Genomic DNA, 16,253 nt, shown 5'->3' on the forward strand with positions numbered 1-16,253 from the left:
ATGGGTGCTATAATGATTTTTACAGCGATTTTTAAGTTTTTAACGGGATGTGAAATTTTTTTGTAAAAAGTATTGACCCTGTATATACTGCATGATATATTAATAACCGTCGCTGATGCGGAAACGCAGAAAACGACAAAAAAGAAATTAAAAAACTTAGTTGACATTGAAAAATGAAGATGTTAACATAAGGAAGTCGCAAATGAGCGACCAAGTAGTTCTTTGAAAACTGAACGAAACAAACAACGTGAAACGTCAATTTTTATTTTTAGATGCTAGACAAACTAACTTTATTGGAGAGTTTGATCCTGGCTCAGGATGAACGCTGGCGGCGTGCCTAATACATGCAAGTCGAGCGAATGGATTGAGAGCTTGCTCTCAAGAAGTTAGCGGCGGACGGGTGAGTAACACGTGGGTAACCTGCCCATAAGACTGGGATAACTCCGGGAAACCGGGGCTAATACCGGATAACATTTTGAACTGCATGGTTCGAAATTGAAAGGCGGCTTCGGCTGTCACTTATGGATGGACCCGCGTCGCATTAGCTAGTTGGTGAGGTAACGGCTCACCAAGGCAACGATGCGTAGCCGACCTGAGAGGGTGATCGGCCACACTGGGACTGAGACACGGCCCAGACTCCTACGGGAGGCAGCAGTAGGGAATCTTCCGCAATGGACGAAAGTCTGACGGAGCAACGCCGCGTGAGTGATGAAGGCTTTCGGGTCGTAAAACTCTGTTGTTAGGGAAGAACAAGTGCTAGTTGAATAAGCTGGCACCTTGACGGTACCTAACCAGAAAGCCACGGCTAACTACGTGCCAGCAGCCGCGGTAATACGTAGGTGGCAAGCGTTATCCGGAATTATTGGGCGTAAAGCGCGCGCAGGTGGTTTCTTAAGTCTGATGTGAAAGCCCACGGCTCAACCGTGGAGGGTCATTGGAAACTGGGAGACTTGAGTGCAGAAGAGGAAAGTGGAATTCCATGTGTAGCGGTGAAATGCGTAGAGATATGGAGGAACACCAGTGGCGAAGGCGACTTTCTGGTCTGTAACTGACACTGAGGCGCGAAAGCGTGGGGAGCAAACAGGATTAGATACCCTGGTAGTCCACGCCGTAAACGATGAGTGCTAAGTGTTAGAGGGTTTCCGCCCTTTAGTGCTGAAGTTAACGCATTAAGCACTCCGCCTGGGGAGTACGGCCGCAAGGCTGAAACTCAAAGGAATTGACGGGGGCCCGCACAAGCGGTGGAGCATGTGGTTTAATTCGAAGCAACGCGAAGAACCTTACCAGGTCTTGACATCCTCTGAAAACCCTAGAGATAGGGCTTCTCCTTCGGGAGCAGAGTGACAGGTGGTGCATGGTTGTCGTCAGCTCGTGTCGTGAGATGTTGGGTTAAGTCCCGCAACGAGCGCAACCCTTGATCTTAGTTGCCATCATTAAGTTGGGCACTCTAAGGTGACTGCCGGTGACAAACCGGAGGAAGGTGGGGATGACGTCAAATCATCATGCCCCTTATGACCTGGGCTACACACGTGCTACAATGGACGGTACAAAGAGCTGCAAGACCGCGAGGTGGAGCTAATCTCATAAAACCGTTCTCAGTTCGGATTGTAGGCTGCAACTCGCCTACATGAAGCTGGAATCGCTAGTAATCGCGGATCAGCATGCCGCGGTGAATACGTTCCCGGGCCTTGTACACACCGCCCGTCACACCACGAGAGTTTGTAACACCCGAAGTCGGTGGGGTAACCTTTATGGAGCCAGCCGCCTAAGGTGGGACAGATGATTGGGGTGAAGTCGTAACAAGGTAGCCGTATCGGAAGGTGCGGCTGGATCACCTCCTTTCTATGGAGAATTGATGAACGCTGTTCATCAATATAAGTTTCCGTGTTTCGTTTTGTTCAGTTTTGAGAGAACTATCTCTCATATATAAATGTATGTTCTTTGAAAACTAGATAACAGTGTAGCTCATATTTTTTTAATTTTAGTTTGGTTAAGTTAGAAAGGGCGCACGGTGGATGCCTTGACACTAGGAGTCGATGAAGGACGGGACTAACGCCGATATGCTTCGGGGAGCTGTAAGTAAGCTTTGATCCGAAGATTTCCGAATGGGGAAACCCACTATACGTAATGGTATGGTATCCTTACCTGAATACATAGGGTATGGAAGACAGACCCAGGGAACTGAAACATCTAAGTACCTGGAGGAAGAGAAAGCAAATGCGATTTCCTGAGTAGCGGCGAGCGAAACGGAACATAGCCCAAACCAAGAGGCTTGCCTCTTGGGGTTGTAGGACATTCTATACGGAGTTACAAAGGAACGAGGTAGACGAAGCGACCTGGAAAGGTCCGTCGTAGAGGGTAACAACCCCGTAGTCGAAACTTCGTTCTCTCTTGAATGTATCCTGAGTACGGCGGAACACGTGAAATTCCGTCGGAATCTGGGAGGACCATCTCCCAAGGCTAAATACTCCCTAGTGATCGATAGTGAACCAGTACCGTGAGGGAAAGGTGAAAAGCACCCCGGAAGGGGAGTGAAAGAGATCCTGAAACCGTGTGCCTACAAATAGTCAGAGCCCGTTAATGGGTGATGGCGTGCCTTTTGTAGAATGAACCGGCGAGTTACGATCCCGTGCGAGGTTAAGCTGAAGAGGCGGAGCCGCAGCGAAAGCGAGTCTGAATAGGGCGTTTAGTACGTGGTCGTAGACCCGAAACCAGGTGATCTACCCATGTCCAGGGTGAAGTTCAGGTAACACTGAATGGAGGCCCGAACCCACGCACGTTGAAAAGTGCGGGGATGAGGTGTGGGTAGCGGAGAAATTCCAATCGAACCTGGAGATAGCTGGTTCTCCCCGAAATAGCTTTAGGGCTAGCCTTAAGTGTAAGAGTCTTGGAAGTAGAGCACTGATTGAACTAGGGGTCCTCATCGGATTACCGAATTCAGTCAAACTCCGAATGCCAATGACTTATCCTTAGGAGTCAGACTGCGAGTGATAAGATCCGTAGTCAAGAGGGAAACAGCCCAGATCGCCAGCTAAGGTCCCAAAGTGTGTATTAAGTGGAAAAGGATGTGGAGTTGCTTAGACAACTAGGATGTTGGCTTAGAAGCAGCCACCATTTAAAGAGTGCGTAATAGCTCACTAGTCGAGTGACTCTGCGCCGAAAATGTACCGGGGCTAAATACACCACCGAAGCTGCGAATTGATACCAATGGTATCAGTGGTAGGGGAGCGTTCTAAGTGCAGTGAAGTCAGACCGGAAGGACTGGTGGAGCGCTTAGAAGTGAGAATGCCGGTATGAGTAGCGAAAGACGGGTGAGAATCCCGTCCACCGAATGCCTAAGGTTTCCTGAGGAAGGCTCGTCCGCTCAGGGTTAGTCAGGACCTAAGCCGAGGCCGACAGGCGTAGGCGATGGACAACAGGTTGATATTCCTGTACCACCTCTTTATCGTTTGAGCAATGGAGGGACGCAGAAGGATAGAAGAAGCGTGCGATTGGTTGTGCACGTCCAAGCAGTTAGGCTGATAAGTAGGCAAATCCGCTTATCGTGAAGGCTGAGCTGTGATGGGGAAGCTCCTTATGGAGCGAAGTCTTTGATTCCCCGCTGCCAAGAAAAGCTTCTAGCGAGATAAAAGGTGCCTGTACCGCAAACCGACACAGGTAGGCGAGGAGAGAATCCTAAGGTGTGCGAGAGAACTCTGGTTAAGGAACTCGGCAAAATGACCCCGTAACTTCGGGAGAAGGGGTGCTTTCTTAACGGAAAGCCGCAGTGAATAGGCCCAAGCGACTGTTTAGCAAAAACACAGCTCTCTGCGAAGCCGTAAGGCGAAGTATAGGGGGTGACACCTGCCCGGTGCTGGAAGGTTAAGGAGAGGGGTTAGCGTAAGCGAAGCTCTGAACTGAAGCCCCAGTAAACGGCGGCCGTAACTATAACGGTCCTAAGGTAGCGAAATTCCTTGTCGGGTAAGTTCCGACCCGCACGAAAGGTGTAACGATTTGGGCACTGTCTCAACCAGAGACTCGGTGAAATTATAGTACCTGTGAAGATGCAGGTTACCCGCGACAGGACGGAAAGACCCCGTGGAGCTTTACTGTAGCCTGATATTGAATTTTGGTACAGTTTGTACAGGATAGGCGGGAGCCATTGAAACCGGAGCGCTAGCTTCGGTGGAGGCGCTGGTGGGATACCGCCCTGACTGTATTGAAATTCTAACCTACGGGTCTTATCGACCCGGGAGACAGTGTCAGGTGGGCAGTTTGACTGGGGCGGTCGCCTCCTAAAGTGTAACGGAGGCGCCCAAAGGTTCCCTCAGAATGGTTGGAAATCATTCGTAGAGTGCAAAGGCATAAGGGAGCTTGACTGCGAGACCTACAAGTCGAGCAGGGACGAAAGTCGGGCTTAGTGATCCGGTGGTTCCGCATGGAAGGGCCATCGCTCAACGGATAAAAGCTACCCCGGGGATAACAGGCTTATCTCCCCCAAGAGTCCACATCGACGGGGAGGTTTGGCACCTCGATGTCGGCTCATCGCATCCTGGGGCTGTAGTCGGTCCCAAGGGTTGGGCTGTTCGCCCATTAAAGCGGTACGCGAGCTGGGTTCAGAACGTCGTGAGACAGTTCGGTCCCTATCCGTCGTGGGCGTAGGAAATTTGAGAGGAGCTGTCCTTAGTACGAGAGGACCGGGATGGACGCACCGCTGGTGTACCAGTTGTTCTGCCAAGGGCATAGCTGGGTAGCTATGTGCGGAAGGGATAAGTGCTGAAAGCATCTAAGCATGAAGCCCCCCTCAAGATGAGATTTCCCATAGCGTAAGCTAGTAAGATCCCTGAAAGATGATCAGGTTGATAGGTTCGAGGTGGAAGCATGGTGACATGTGGAGCTGACGAATACTAATAGATCGAGGACTTAACCATATAATATGAAGCAAATGTTATCTAGTTTTGAGAGAACATAAAAAACTTGTTGACTTTTAAAGTAAATAAGTTATAATAATGATTGTCTCAAAAGAATAATGTCTGGTAATGATGGCAGAGAGGTCACACCCGTTCCCATACCGAACACGGAAGTTAAGCTCTCTAGCGCCGATGGTAGTTGGGACCTTGTCCCTGTGAGAGTAGGACGTTGCCAGGCAATATTATTCCGCAGTAGCTCAGCGGTAGAGCTATCGGCTGTTAACCGATCGGTCGTAGGTTCGATTCCTACCTGCGGAGCCATTGGAGAGCTGTCCGAGTTGGCCGAAGGAGCACGATTGGAAATCGTGTATACGTCACAAGCGTATCAAGGGTTCGAATCCCTTGCTCTCCGCCATAGGATTTATAATATTTGGCCCGTTGGTCAAGTGGTTAAGACACCGCCCTTTCACGGCGGTAACACGGGTTCGAATCCCGTACGGGTCACCACTTTGGAGGATTAGCTCAGCTGGGAGAGCACCTGCCTTACAAGCAGGGGGTCGGCGGTTCGATCCCGTCATCCTCCACCATATAAATTTTATATGAATAGTATTATCGCGGGGTGGAGCAGCACGGTAGCTCGTCGGGCTCATAACCCGAAGGTCGCAGGTTCAAATCCTGTCCCCGCAACCAAATGGTCCCGTGGTGTAGTGGTTAACATGCCTGCCTGTCACGCAGGAGATCGCCGGTTCGACCCCGGTCGGGACCGCCATTTTAATAAGGCTCGGTAGCTCAGTCGGTAGAGCAGAGGACTGAAAATCCTCGTGTCGGCGGTTCGATTCCGTCCCGAGCCACCATTTATTTTAATAAAATACGCCGGCTTAGCTCAATTGGTAGAGCAACTGACTTGTAATCAGTAGGTTGGGGGTTCAAGTCCTCTAGCCGGCACCATGTAAGTTTCGGAGGGGTAGCGAAGTGGCTAAACGCGGCGGACTGTAAATCCGCTCCTTCGGGTTCGGCAGTTCGAATCTGCCCCCCTCCACCATTTACATAGGGGCATAGTTTAAAGGTAGAACTGAGGTCTCCAAAACCTCCAGTGTGGGTTCGATTCCTACTGCCCCTGCCAAATATATTTACACAACATGGCGGTTGTGGCGAAGTGGTTAACGCACCGGATTGTGGCTCCGGCATTCGTGGGTTCGATTCCCATCAGTCGCCCCATTTTTATTTTAAAAATTACAAATAATTTAATTGATACTTACATATAATTAAGTAAGAATTCGATGGGCTATAGCCAAGCGGTAAGGCAACGGACTTTGACTCCGTCATGCGCTGGTTCGAATCCAGCTAGCCCAGCCATTTTTGCGGAAGTAGTTCAGTGGTAGAATACAACCTTGCCAAGGTTGGGGTCGCGGGTTCGAATCCCGTCTTCCGCTCCAATAAAATTTAATATGGCGGCATAGCCAAGTGGTAAGGCAGAGGTCTGCAAAACCTTTATCACCGGTTCAAATCCGGTTGCCGCCTTTTCTTTTGTGCCGATGTGGCGGAATTGGCAGACGCGCACGACTCAAAATCGTGTTCCTTCGGGAGTGTCGGTTCGACCCCGACCATCGGTATCATGAACGTCGTAAAAAAACTCTATACAATTAGTATAGAGTTTTTTTGTGTTTTCTTTTCATTACATGACAAAATAAGCGCAAAAAGTGTACGGTGAGTAAACTGTGAAACATTAAAAGGATAAAAACAAACATTCAATTTTATCTTTTTAATTGCGGTATTCTAAAATATTCCCTTCGAGCACTCTAGAGAGAATTTCTCCACCCCGGTGACATGAAGTTAAATCCGACACCACCAGTAGATATTAGTACATTATCAACGGTTAAGTTTGTAATTTCTAAAAACTTCTTTTTAAACTCTTCTCTGTTGTACTTATACATTGTTGAGTGGCACGCCCACATTTGCATTGAAGTACTTAACCAATCCCCTAATTCCTTCAATTCAGGAAACGCCTCAAATTGGATTGGTTCATCTAATTTCATGAATCTTACTTGATAGATAGTTGGGTTTAACTTTTCTCCTATTCCTTTAAGAGTATGTGTGTTTTTTTCGTTTGAATGTGTCATAATTCTCCCCCATTTCCCCTTCGAATTTTTTCCTATTTTAATTATACAACAATAGAAAGTAATTGTAGGGGTATTATGGAAATTGTTATCAGCAATATAAAAAGACTCTAACAGAAATGTTAGAGTCTTTTTTGTTAAATTATATTATGTGATGCTAAAATTCGTAATAAACTTAGGAATTCATGTATAATATAACTTGTCGAAAGAACAAAATGATAGTGATTTATATTATGTCTGTAATATGAATCAAAAATGAACTTTTTATATTTCTTTTAAAAATGTGTTGAACACACATTATATTTCATATTAATATTTTTATGTAGATTTAAAACGAGAAAGAGAGTGGAAAGTATGGGCCGTAAATGGAACAATATTAAAGACAAAAAAGCATCAAAAGATGCAAATACAAGCCGTATATACGCGAAATTTGGACGTGAAATTTATGTGGCGGCAAAACAAGGCGAGCCAGATCCAGAATCAAACCAAGCGCTTAGAGTCGTATTAGAACGTGCGAAAACATACAATGTACCAAGAACAATTATTGATCGTGCAGTTGAAAAAGCAAAAGGCGGTTCAGAGGAAAATTATGACGAGCTTCGTTATGAAGGATTTGGACCAAATGGAGCTATGGTTATTGTAGATACACTTACAAATAACGTAAACCGTACTGCAGCAGATGTACGAGCTGCATTTAGCAAAAACAGTGGTAACATGGGTGTAAACGGTTCTGTAGCTTACATGTTTGATGCGACAGCTGTTATCGGCCTTGAAGGTAAAACATCAGATGAAGTTCTTGAAATTTTAATGGAGGCAGATGTAGATGCACGTGACATTCTAGAAGAAGAAGATGCTGTTATCGTGTATGCTGAACCAGATCAATTCCATTCAGTACAATCTGCACTTAAAGGTGCTGGCGTTGAAGAATTTACAGTTGCAGAATTAACAATGCTTGCACAAAGTGATGTTACACTTCCTGAAGATGCTCAAGTACAATTTGAGAAAATGGTTGATGCATTAGAAGATTTAGAAGATGTACAACAAGTTTACCACAACGTAGACTTAGGAGAGTAATACGATGAAAGCCCCTATTCGTTTAACGAATAGGGGCTTTTTTTATGAAGTTAATTAAGGTGATGAATTATTAAAGGTATTTTGTTGTAGATAGGGAATATGCTTATAGGGATATATGAAATAACCATTATTTCTAGGAGGCTTAGTATGGAACATAAGACACCAAAGCATATAGTTGCCGTAGCAGGTTATTTAACAAATGAAAAAAATGAAGTGTTATTAACAAAGGTACACTGGCGAGCTGATACGTGGGAAATGCCAGGAGGACAGGTAGAAGAAGGAGAAGCACTCGATCAAGCTGTCTGTAGGGAAATAAAAGAGGAAACAGGGTTAACGGTGAAGCCTATCGGAATTACCGGGGTTTATTATAATGCCTCTATGCACATTCTGGCTGTTGTTTTCAAAGTAGCATATGTGAGTGGCGAAATAACAATTCAACCTGAAGAAATACAAGAGGCTAAATTTGTTGCTTTAAATGAAGAGAACATAGATGAGTATATAACGCGTCCTCATATGAAATCTAGAACACTTGATGCAATGAGAGCAACACATTGTATTCCATATGAAACGTGGGAAGTGCAGCCATATAATTTAATAGGAAGATTGTAAAGAAAAGAGTGGCTGATTTGAGATACATTCAAATCACTACTCTTTTTTGTATATTGTTTAAGAAAAAGGTCAAAATAATAATAGTGTTAGTATTGATTTCAAGAACGTTTGTTCTGTATAATGTATATGTTATATACATTAAGATTACTAGATACTCAAAAGTACATATATTTGTAGATGATATAATTAAAGTATAAAGTGAAAATATAATAGCCTTAAGGCTTACTCTGTGATTGGTTATTCGTGCATTAACATAATCTATATTCAATATTTCAGATGAATAGTAGATAAAAAAGGACTGTGATACAATACTTTTTTACCCCGCTATTTGCCGGGAACGTGATTGGTGAGGGCTGAGTAAAGTTTCACTTTATACCTTACAATGATGTAAGGTACGTGTAAGAGAAATCGATGGGATATTTTTTTACAACAAGGTATTCTTAAAGTAAGAGTTATACGCTGTGTGGAAAAGAGGTGTTCAAGATGAAAGAACGAGTATTATCTAGGGTGAACTATCATCAAAAAGTTGCATTAAATCCAATGACTAAACTTTTTTATAAAGCCATTATATTATTATTATTGTTAAGTTGTACGTTATTATTCATTGGAAATGTAATGATCGAGCAAAGTGATATTAGTAAATTACATGTACCGGCTAAGTTAGAGGTGCCAGAATCATTAACACATGCATTTATTGCGACAGAAGATAAAAGATTTTATCATCATAACGGTTTAGATTATATAGCAATTATTAGGGCCTCTGTTGAGAATATAAAGGCTGGTGGTGTCGTGCAAGGAGGAAGCACGATTACACAACAGCTATCTAAAAATGCTTTTTTAACGAATGAACGTACATTTTCTCGTAAGTGGAAAGAGATTTTTTATACGAAAAAAATTGAACGCACATTTACGAAGGATGAAATTTTAAAATTATATGTAAGTAACATTTATTATGGTGAAGGAGCATGGGGAATTGAAAAAGCAGCAAACCTTTACTTCGGTAAAAAGGTGAACCAATTAACGTTGGCTGAAAGTGCGATGATGGCTGCTGTAGTAAAAGCACCTGCTTATTACTCACCTGCCCAAAATTATGATAAAGCAGTAGAGAGACGAAATGTCGTTTTGAGATTAATGGAGAAAGAAGGCTATATAAGCCATGATGAGTATGTTCAAGCAGTTAGTGAGAAATTAGTAATTCGTCATGATATAAAAATAGAGCAGTCGATGTTAAATAGTGCGCGTAAAAAAGCAGTAAGTTAAGAGAAGTTCCTACAGAGGAGCTTCTTTTTTTGAATAATTTGTGACAATTTGTGACACAATATCGTCACAAATATTGTATTTTTGTAATTTATGTGAGCGTGTTCATTGCGTGACGTATATAAGTGTTGATATTATGTGTATTGTGTACAATGCTGTATACAGAATATGAATTTAAAGAGGAATGTATATGAAATCAAATAAACTCATGGCTCTTGGGGTAGTTTTTTCTATCGCAGTATTGATTGTAATCGGAACAATTGCGTATAGCATCATAAATGACAAAAAAGATAAAGGAAATGAGATGTTTGCTTATTCTACGCAACAATCTTTAGGGAAAGATGATGCTCCGGTTAAGGTAGTTGAATTTGGAGATTTCAAATGTCCTGCTTGCCGTACTTGGGATGTAACCGTATTACCTCGATTAAAGGAAGAGTATATTGATAAAGGTAAAGTGCAGTTATATTTTATTAACTTCCCATTTATCGGAAAAGACTCGGATTTAGGTGCAGCAGCTGGTGAAGCAATTTACAAACAAGATAAAGATTCATTCTGGATCTTCTATGATGAGATTTATCAAAATCAAAAGAAAGATACGGAAGAATGGATTACAGAAGATTTGCTTCTTAGCATTGTGAAAGAGAAACTTCCAAAAGTTGATGTAGCGCAATTTAAGAAAGATTTACACAGTAAAGAAATTACAGAAAAAGTACGTAAAGACTCAGATCGTGCTCAAAAATTAAAAGTTCAAGGTGCTCCTTCAGTATATGTAAACGGAAATCTTGCAAACCCTGATTTCGATAGTATGAAGAAGGCAATTGATAAGGAATTGAAAAAGTGATGAGGTCTCTCATCACTTTTTCGACTTTTTTCGATAAAATTCTTGCCTCTATTTTTTTAACATGCTATACTACTTTACATAAGTTATTCTAATATCTTATATATAATTCATATTTGCGGGTGTAGTTTAGTGGTAAAACAAGAGCCTTCCAAGCTCTGGTCGAGAGTTCGATTCTCTTCACCCGCTCCAAATTTTATTAAATGTTTTTCTATAAATTGTGATCAACGCAGTGTTTCGTTTCCGAGATAAACGAGGCATTGCGTTTTTTAATGTTTGAAAAATATAATTACATGCGAAAATAGAAGTAAATAATAGTATTCCAAAATTGAATTACTAACCAATAGAGTCGTTACATAAGGGATGGATTCATCTGAGGAGGCGATTAAGAGTGGATTTTGAACAATTAAAGCAAGATGTAATTGCGTATAGTAAAACAATTGGTATAGATAAAATAGGCTTTGCAAGTGCTTCTCCTTTTGAGGAATTAAAGCAGCGCTTAATCCAGCAACAACAATTAAATTATCAATCTGGATTTGAAGAGCCTGATATAGAGAAGAGAACGAATCCGCAACTTTTATTACCGGGTGCTAAATCAATTATTGCGATTGCTTTAGCATATCCTTCAAAATTAAAAAATGCACCATTAAGTAAGCGTGGAGAACGCCGTGGAATTTTTTGCCGTGCTTCTTGGGGACAAGATTATCATCTTGTTTTACGAGATCGTTTGCAAAAATTAGAAGCATATTTAATTGAAAAGCTTCCAGATATAGAAGTGAAGTCCATGGTTGATACAGGTGAATTAAGTGATCGAGCTGTCTCAGAGCGTGCAGGCATTGGCTGGAGTGGGAAAAACTGTGCTATTATTACACCTGAATTTGGTTCTTACGTATACTTAGGGGAAATGATTACAAATGTTCCATTCCCGCCAGATAAGCCGATAGAAGATCAATGCGGGGGCTGTACGAAATGTATCGATATTTGTCCTACAGGTGCTTTAATACAGGGGGGACAGTTAGATTCGAAGAAGTGCATTGCGTTTTTAACACAGACGAAAGGATTCCTACCTGAAGAATATCGCGATAAAATAGGAAATCGTATATATGGATGTGATACGTGTCAGACTGTTTGTCCGAAAAATAAAGGAATGGATTTTCATAATCATCCTGAGATGGAGCCGGATCCTGAGCTAGTTAAACCATTATTAACGCCACTTTTAACAATTAGTAATCGTGATTTTAAAGAGAAATATGGGATTATGTCAGGGTCATGGAGAGGGAAAAAGCCACTGCAAAGAAATGCGATTTTAGCATTAGCACATTTTAAAGAAGCATCGGCAATTCCTGATTTAATTGGTGTTATGAAAGATGACCCAAGACCGGTATTGCGTGGAACGGCAGCATGGGCACTTGGGAAAATTGGCGGAGATGGAGTAGGCGAAGCGATTGAGAAAGCGATGGAACGTGAGAAAGATGAAGAAGTGCTTCATGAAATGGATCGCGGGCTTGAATTGTTAGCACAGAAAAAAGAGTAGATAATATTTCCCTTTTTCATATTGTAATATGGGAGGGAAACGAAATGGCTGTAAAAATGAATATTGAAAAGCAAGTACAACAGTTTTTAGCATATATCACAGAGAAACGAACAGACGTGGATGGTATTGCTGAGGATTTACTACAAATGGCACAGAGAAAGAAACAATTGTTTCAAAGGCGTAGTGCACATATAGTGAAAGCAACTGCGGATGTTTCTTTCATTAGGCAATTAAATAGTAATGACCATCAAGAAATTGATTATCAAATACATTTTAAATATTTAATTAAGCATAAAGAATTATTTTATATTGAAGAGGAACAATTAAAACGAAGAGTTTGTTTAAATAATAGTCGGATTATAGGCGATTATGATATTGAAGTGTCAGAAGAAATTAGAATGGTTGAGACATTAGAAAGGGAAATTACGAAAGAGAAGTACGGTTCTTATCAATATAATCGTTTAGAGGCAGTGAAATATGCAGAGCGTTGGTGGGATGACCGAAATCCTATGTATCGTAATTTCCCTGATAATTGCACGAATTTCATTTCTCAATGTCTTCATACTGGAGAAGTACCTATGAACGGATATCCTAATATTCGTAAAGGATGGTGGCAAAGGGAGAATCGGTGGAGTTGGAGCTGGGCTGTTGCACATTCTTTTTATTGGTATTTGTCAGGTGCTACAACAGGACTTCGAGCAGAGGCGGTAGAGAGGCCAGAAGAACTTATTCTTGGAGATGTTATTGCTTATGATTTCGAGGATGACGGAAGATGGAATCATACGACGATTGTAGTAGCAAAAGATGCAGAAGGTATGCCGCTTGTAAATGCACATTCAGCGAATAGCCGTCGACGTTATTGGAACTATGAAGACTCTAGTAAATATACACCACAAATGAAATATAAATTCTTTCATATTATTAATGGGTAGAGATTTTTCGCTCAAGTGGTATAATACGTAGTAGACAAAAAACAGAGGTGAATATCGCGTGGGAGTACATGTTGTTTTATATCAGCCAGAAATTCCAGCAAATACAGGGAATATTGCTCGTACTTGTGCAGCAACTGGAACAGAATTACATTTGATTAGACCGCTTGGATTTTCAACGGATGATAAAATGTTAAAGCGTGCCGGATTAGATTATTGGCAGCACGTGAAAATTACGTATTATGATTCAATTGAAGAATTTTATGAAAAAAATAAAGATGGTGAATTCTTCTATTTAACGAAGTATGGCGAGAAAGCTCATACAGCGTTTGACTATAGCAAGCGCGAGAAGGATTACTATTTTGTATTTGGAAGAGAAACAAACGGCTTACCAGCTAATGTAATCGAAGAAAACTTTGATCATTGTTTACGTATTCCAATGACAGATAAAGTACGTTCATTAAATTTATCTAATACAGCAGCAATTTTAATTTATGAAGCATTCCGTCAACAAAATTACCCTGGATTAGATTTAGAAATCGTTTATTAAAAGTCGCCATATGGCGACTTTTTTTTATAAAATAAAAATAATATGTAATCATACATTTAAAAGAGAGGACATAATCATATAGAATGGGATATATGATTAAAAATAGATAAGACGGGTTGAGATAAGTATGAAGGAAGAATATAGTAATCAAAATACCTTTTTAAGTATGATAGATATGGATTTAATTAGACAAGGGTTATTACATGCTATTCAAGATTTAGTATTTATATTGAAAGTTATTGATGATGAAACGTTTAAATATATGTATGTGAATAAAATAGGAATGGATTATGCTAGGTTAAGCGAAGAGTGCTATGGAAAAACTTTTGCAGAAGTATTACCAAAAGATATAGCGGGGATATTGCAAAGGCAATATGAAAAAGTAGTGAGAGAAACGAAAGCACACACCTTTTGTGATGTAGTCAAATTACCAAAAGGTGAGATACATTATGAATCTTCACTTAATCCTGTCTGCGATGAAGAAGGAATATGTCAATTTGTTATTTGTATTACAAGAGATATTACAGCTCAAATTGAGGAGAAGAAAGAGATAGAGGAAAAACAAATGTTATTTAAGTCGTTACTGGAATATAATAATGACTCAATTATATCTATAGATTCTATAGGGAGAGTTACATATGCAAATCCGGCAACGTATGAAATATTTGGATACCGGTATGAGGAATTAAATAATAAATTTATTTTTGAATTTATTAATAAAGAATATGAAAAAGATTTTCAAATTATATTTAAGGGATCGATGCAAGGAAAAGCAAAACAAATTGTTTCAAAGAAATATATTCATAAAGAAGGGTACGAGCTATATATTTCTTTGAGAACTATCCCGATTATTGTGAACGGTGAAATTGTTGGAGTTTATATTGTTACGAGAGATGTTACAAGGCAAGTATTAAACGAAATGCGAACAGAATATTTAGCTTACTATGACCAGTTAACGGGATTAATGAATAGAATTTCATGTGCAAATAAGTTAAATACTTTTTTAAATGAGAGTATAAATTTTGCGCTTGTATTTATAGATTTAGATGAGTTTCATCGTATTAATGATACATTTGGTCATAAAGAGGGAGATAAAGTATTACAAAAAGTTACAGAATGTTTAAGCAATCTAAAAATAGAAGGTATGCACTTATTTAGAGAACACGATGATCAATTTGTTATGTTAATAGAAAATATAACGAAAGAATGTGTAGAGGAAGTTGCAAAAAGCATACTGAAAAATATTAGTGAATATTTTGTAATCGAAGAAGATGATGTATATTTAAGTGCGTCAATTGGAATTGTAATGGCTCCAGCAGATGGAGAAGATGAAAAAATACTATTTCAGAGGGTCGATGCTGCTTTAGAAAAAGCAAAAGAAAAAGGAAAAGGACATTATCATTTTTATTGTAGTGGATTAGACTGTGAGCGTGAACAAAGGTTTATAATAGAAAACCAGTTACATCGTGCTATAGAAAAAAATGAGTTTTTCTTATATTATCAGCCACAAATTAATATTGAAACGAAAAAAATAGCTAGTATGGAAGCTTTAATAAGGTGGGAGAATAAGGAATTAGGATTTGTTTCTCCAAACCAATTTATTCCGTTGGCAGAAAGAACAGGATTTATTATTAAGCTCGATGAATGGGTAGTAAATCAAGTGTGTCAGCAACTGCGCGAATGGTTAAATAAAGGATATGAAGTGGTCCCAATTGCAGTTAATATTTCAGCTAGACACTTTCGCTCTATTACATTAATAGAGATGATTACACGGGCTTTAAATAAGTACAATGTACCAGCTCATTTATTAGCGATAGAGGTTACAGAAGGAGCTCTTATACATAAAGATATATCGAAGAGAGTGTTACTACAATTAAAAGAACAAAATTTAAAGATTCATTTAGATGATTTTGGAACAGGCTATTCATCTTTAAGTTACTTAAAAACATATCCAATTGATACTTTAAAAATTGATCGTTCTTTTATGGAAGGTATACATATAGATGAACGTGATACGAATATTACAGCTGCAATTATTCATTTAGCTCATACTTTAGAATTGAATGTAATTGCAGAGGGAGTAGAAAAAAAGGAGCAAATACAGTTTTTGAAAGAAAAGAATGTGAAGCTTGTACAAGGTTATTATTATAGCCGACCACTATCCAAATATGATATAGAAAATATGTATTATAAATAATGCATAAAAAAATGATGTGCTAAAAGCACATCATTTTTTATGTGTACCTGGTTTGTCATTGTAACCGGATGTAAAAATAGCGGTAAGAAATGTGAGTGATACACCTAAAATTAATAATAATTTCATACTAATATCCTCCTTACTTTTTCGGTTCACGAGTTTTATTTATTACCCAAAATGTATGTAAGGTTCTTAGAAGAAAAGAATTTATTTATAATGAATAGCAGTGTAAAAACGTTAATACCTATATTATACAGAA

At 40.1% G+C, this 16,253-nt stretch carries 9 protein-coding genes, 16 tRNA genes and 3 rRNA genes; 27 read left to right on the plus strand and 1 reads right to left on the minus strand.

Features of this window, described 5'->3' with window-relative positions:
- Positions 1-290 precede the first annotated feature (290 nt).
- The 18 genes from AC241_RS02715 to AC241_RS02800 all read left to right on the plus strand — a co-directional run bounded on the left by AC241_RS02715 (position 291) and on the right by AC241_RS02800 (position 6,502).
- Positions 291-1,842: ribosomal RNA gene (locus AC241_RS02715) — 16S ribosomal RNA — on the plus strand.
- Between the two features lie 146 nt (positions 1,843-1,988).
- Positions 1,989-4,910: ribosomal RNA gene (locus AC241_RS02720) — 23S ribosomal RNA — on the plus strand.
- A gap of 101 nt (positions 4,911-5,011) precedes the next feature.
- Positions 5,012-5,127, plus strand: a 5S ribosomal RNA gene (gene rrf, locus AC241_RS02725).
- The 16S, 23S and 5S rRNA genes sit together here with 15 tRNA genes alongside, the layout of an rRNA operon.
- 8 nt (positions 5,128-5,135) lie before the next feature.
- Positions 5,136-5,210: transfer RNA gene (locus AC241_RS02730), tRNA-Asn, on the plus strand.
- Positions 5,211-5,212: 2 nt separating this feature from the next.
- Positions 5,213-5,304: transfer RNA gene (locus AC241_RS02735), tRNA-Ser, on the plus strand.
- Positions 5,305-5,321: 17 nt separating this feature from the next.
- Positions 5,322-5,396, plus strand: a tRNA-Glu gene (locus tag AC241_RS02740).
- A gap of 4 nt (positions 5,397-5,400) precedes the next feature.
- Positions 5,401-5,476 (plus strand) — tRNA-Val (locus AC241_RS02745).
- Positions 5,477-5,502: 26 nt separating this feature from the next.
- Positions 5,503-5,579 (plus strand) — tRNA-Met (locus AC241_RS02750).
- 3 nt (positions 5,580-5,582) lie between these two features.
- Positions 5,583-5,658, plus strand: a tRNA-Asp gene (locus tag AC241_RS02755).
- Positions 5,659-5,667: 9 nt separating this feature from the next.
- Positions 5,668-5,743, plus strand: a tRNA-Phe gene (locus AC241_RS02760).
- Between the two features lie 18 nt (positions 5,744-5,761).
- Positions 5,762-5,837 (plus strand) — tRNA-Thr (locus AC241_RS02765).
- A gap of 10 nt (positions 5,838-5,847) precedes the next feature.
- A tRNA-Tyr gene (locus AC241_RS02770) sits at positions 5,848-5,931 on the plus strand.
- Positions 5,932-5,938: 7 nt separating this feature from the next.
- Positions 5,939-6,012: transfer RNA gene (locus AC241_RS02775), tRNA-Trp, on the plus strand.
- Positions 6,013-6,031: 19 nt separating this feature from the next.
- Positions 6,032-6,107 (plus strand) — tRNA-His (locus AC241_RS02780).
- A 63-nt stretch (positions 6,108-6,170) separates the two neighbouring features.
- Positions 6,171-6,245: transfer RNA gene (locus AC241_RS02785), tRNA-Gln, on the plus strand.
- Between the two features lie 5 nt (positions 6,246-6,250).
- Positions 6,251-6,325: transfer RNA gene (locus AC241_RS02790), tRNA-Gly, on the plus strand.
- Positions 6,326-6,339: 14 nt separating this feature from the next.
- Positions 6,340-6,410: transfer RNA gene (locus AC241_RS02795), tRNA-Cys, on the plus strand.
- 10 nt (positions 6,411-6,420) lie between these two features.
- Positions 6,421-6,502: transfer RNA gene (locus AC241_RS02800), tRNA-Leu, on the plus strand.
- A 186-nt stretch (positions 6,503-6,688) separates the two neighbouring features.
- Here AC241_RS02800 and AC241_RS02805 read toward each other — a convergent pair.
- The gene (locus AC241_RS02805; protein WP_043935559.1) at positions 6,689-7,009 is read right to left on the minus strand and encodes a DUF3884 family protein; all 321 of its coding nucleotides are present in this window, start codon (positions 7,007-7,009) and stop codon (positions 6,689-6,691) included.
- A gap of 351 nt (positions 7,010-7,360) precedes the next feature.
- On the opposite strand from AC241_RS02805, the gene AC241_RS02810 reads away from it, so the two are divergent.
- The 9 genes from AC241_RS02810 (at position 7,361) to AC241_RS02850 (ending at position 15,994) form a co-directional block, all read left to right on the plus strand.
- A complete protein-coding gene (locus AC241_RS02810) occupies positions 7,361-8,080 on the plus strand; it encodes a YebC/PmpR family DNA-binding transcriptional regulator (protein WP_000532949.1) in 720 nt (239 codons plus the stop codon).
- A gap of 147 nt (positions 8,081-8,227) precedes the next feature.
- Entirely contained in the window at positions 8,228-8,689 is a 462-nt protein-coding gene (locus AC241_RS02815) for an NUDIX hydrolase (protein WP_029441516.1), read from the plus strand.
- A 483-nt stretch (positions 8,690-9,172) separates the two neighbouring features.
- Positions 9,173-9,949, plus strand: coding sequence for a transglycosylase domain-containing protein (locus AC241_RS02820; protein WP_000664718.1), 777 nt, complete (start codon positions 9,173-9,175; stop codon positions 9,947-9,949).
- Between the two features lie 187 nt (positions 9,950-10,136).
- A complete protein-coding gene (locus tag AC241_RS02825) occupies positions 10,137-10,787 on the plus strand; it encodes a DsbA family protein (protein WP_016083611.1) in 651 nt (216 codons plus the stop codon).
- 115 nt (positions 10,788-10,902) lie between these two features.
- A tRNA-Gly gene (locus tag AC241_RS02830) sits at positions 10,903-10,976 on the plus strand.
- 199 nt (positions 10,977-11,175) lie between these two features.
- Positions 11,176-12,318 (plus strand): tRNA epoxyqueuosine(34) reductase QueG, encoded by a 1,143-nt coding sequence (gene queG / locus AC241_RS02835; RefSeq protein WP_050842518.1) that lies wholly within the window; start codon positions 11,176-11,178, stop codon positions 12,316-12,318.
- A gap of 44 nt (positions 12,319-12,362) precedes the next feature.
- Positions 12,363-13,250, plus strand: coding sequence for an amidase domain-containing protein (locus tag AC241_RS02840; protein WP_050842520.1), 888 nt, complete (start codon positions 12,363-12,365; stop codon positions 13,248-13,250).
- A 58-nt stretch (positions 13,251-13,308) separates the two neighbouring features.
- On the plus strand, positions 13,309-13,797 hold the full coding sequence (trmL, locus tag AC241_RS02845; RefSeq protein WP_000538147.1) for a tRNA (uridine(34)/cytosine(34)/5-carboxymethylaminomethyluridine(34)-2'-O)-methyltransferase TrmL: 489 nt from the start codon (positions 13,309-13,311) through the stop codon (positions 13,795-13,797).
- 127 nt (positions 13,798-13,924) lie between these two features.
- Positions 13,925-15,994 carry a sensor domain-containing protein gene (locus tag AC241_RS02850; RefSeq protein WP_050842522.1) on the plus strand — a complete coding sequence of 690 codons (2,070 nt, stop codon included), beginning with the start codon at positions 13,925-13,927 and terminating at the stop codon, positions 15,992-15,994.
- Positions 15,995-16,253 lie beyond the last annotated feature (259 nt).

The organism is Bacillus thuringiensis (genome assembly GCF_001182785.1).
Taxonomy (GTDB): Bacteria; Bacillota; Bacilli; order Bacillales; family Bacillaceae_G; genus Bacillus_A; species Bacillus_A thuringiensis_S.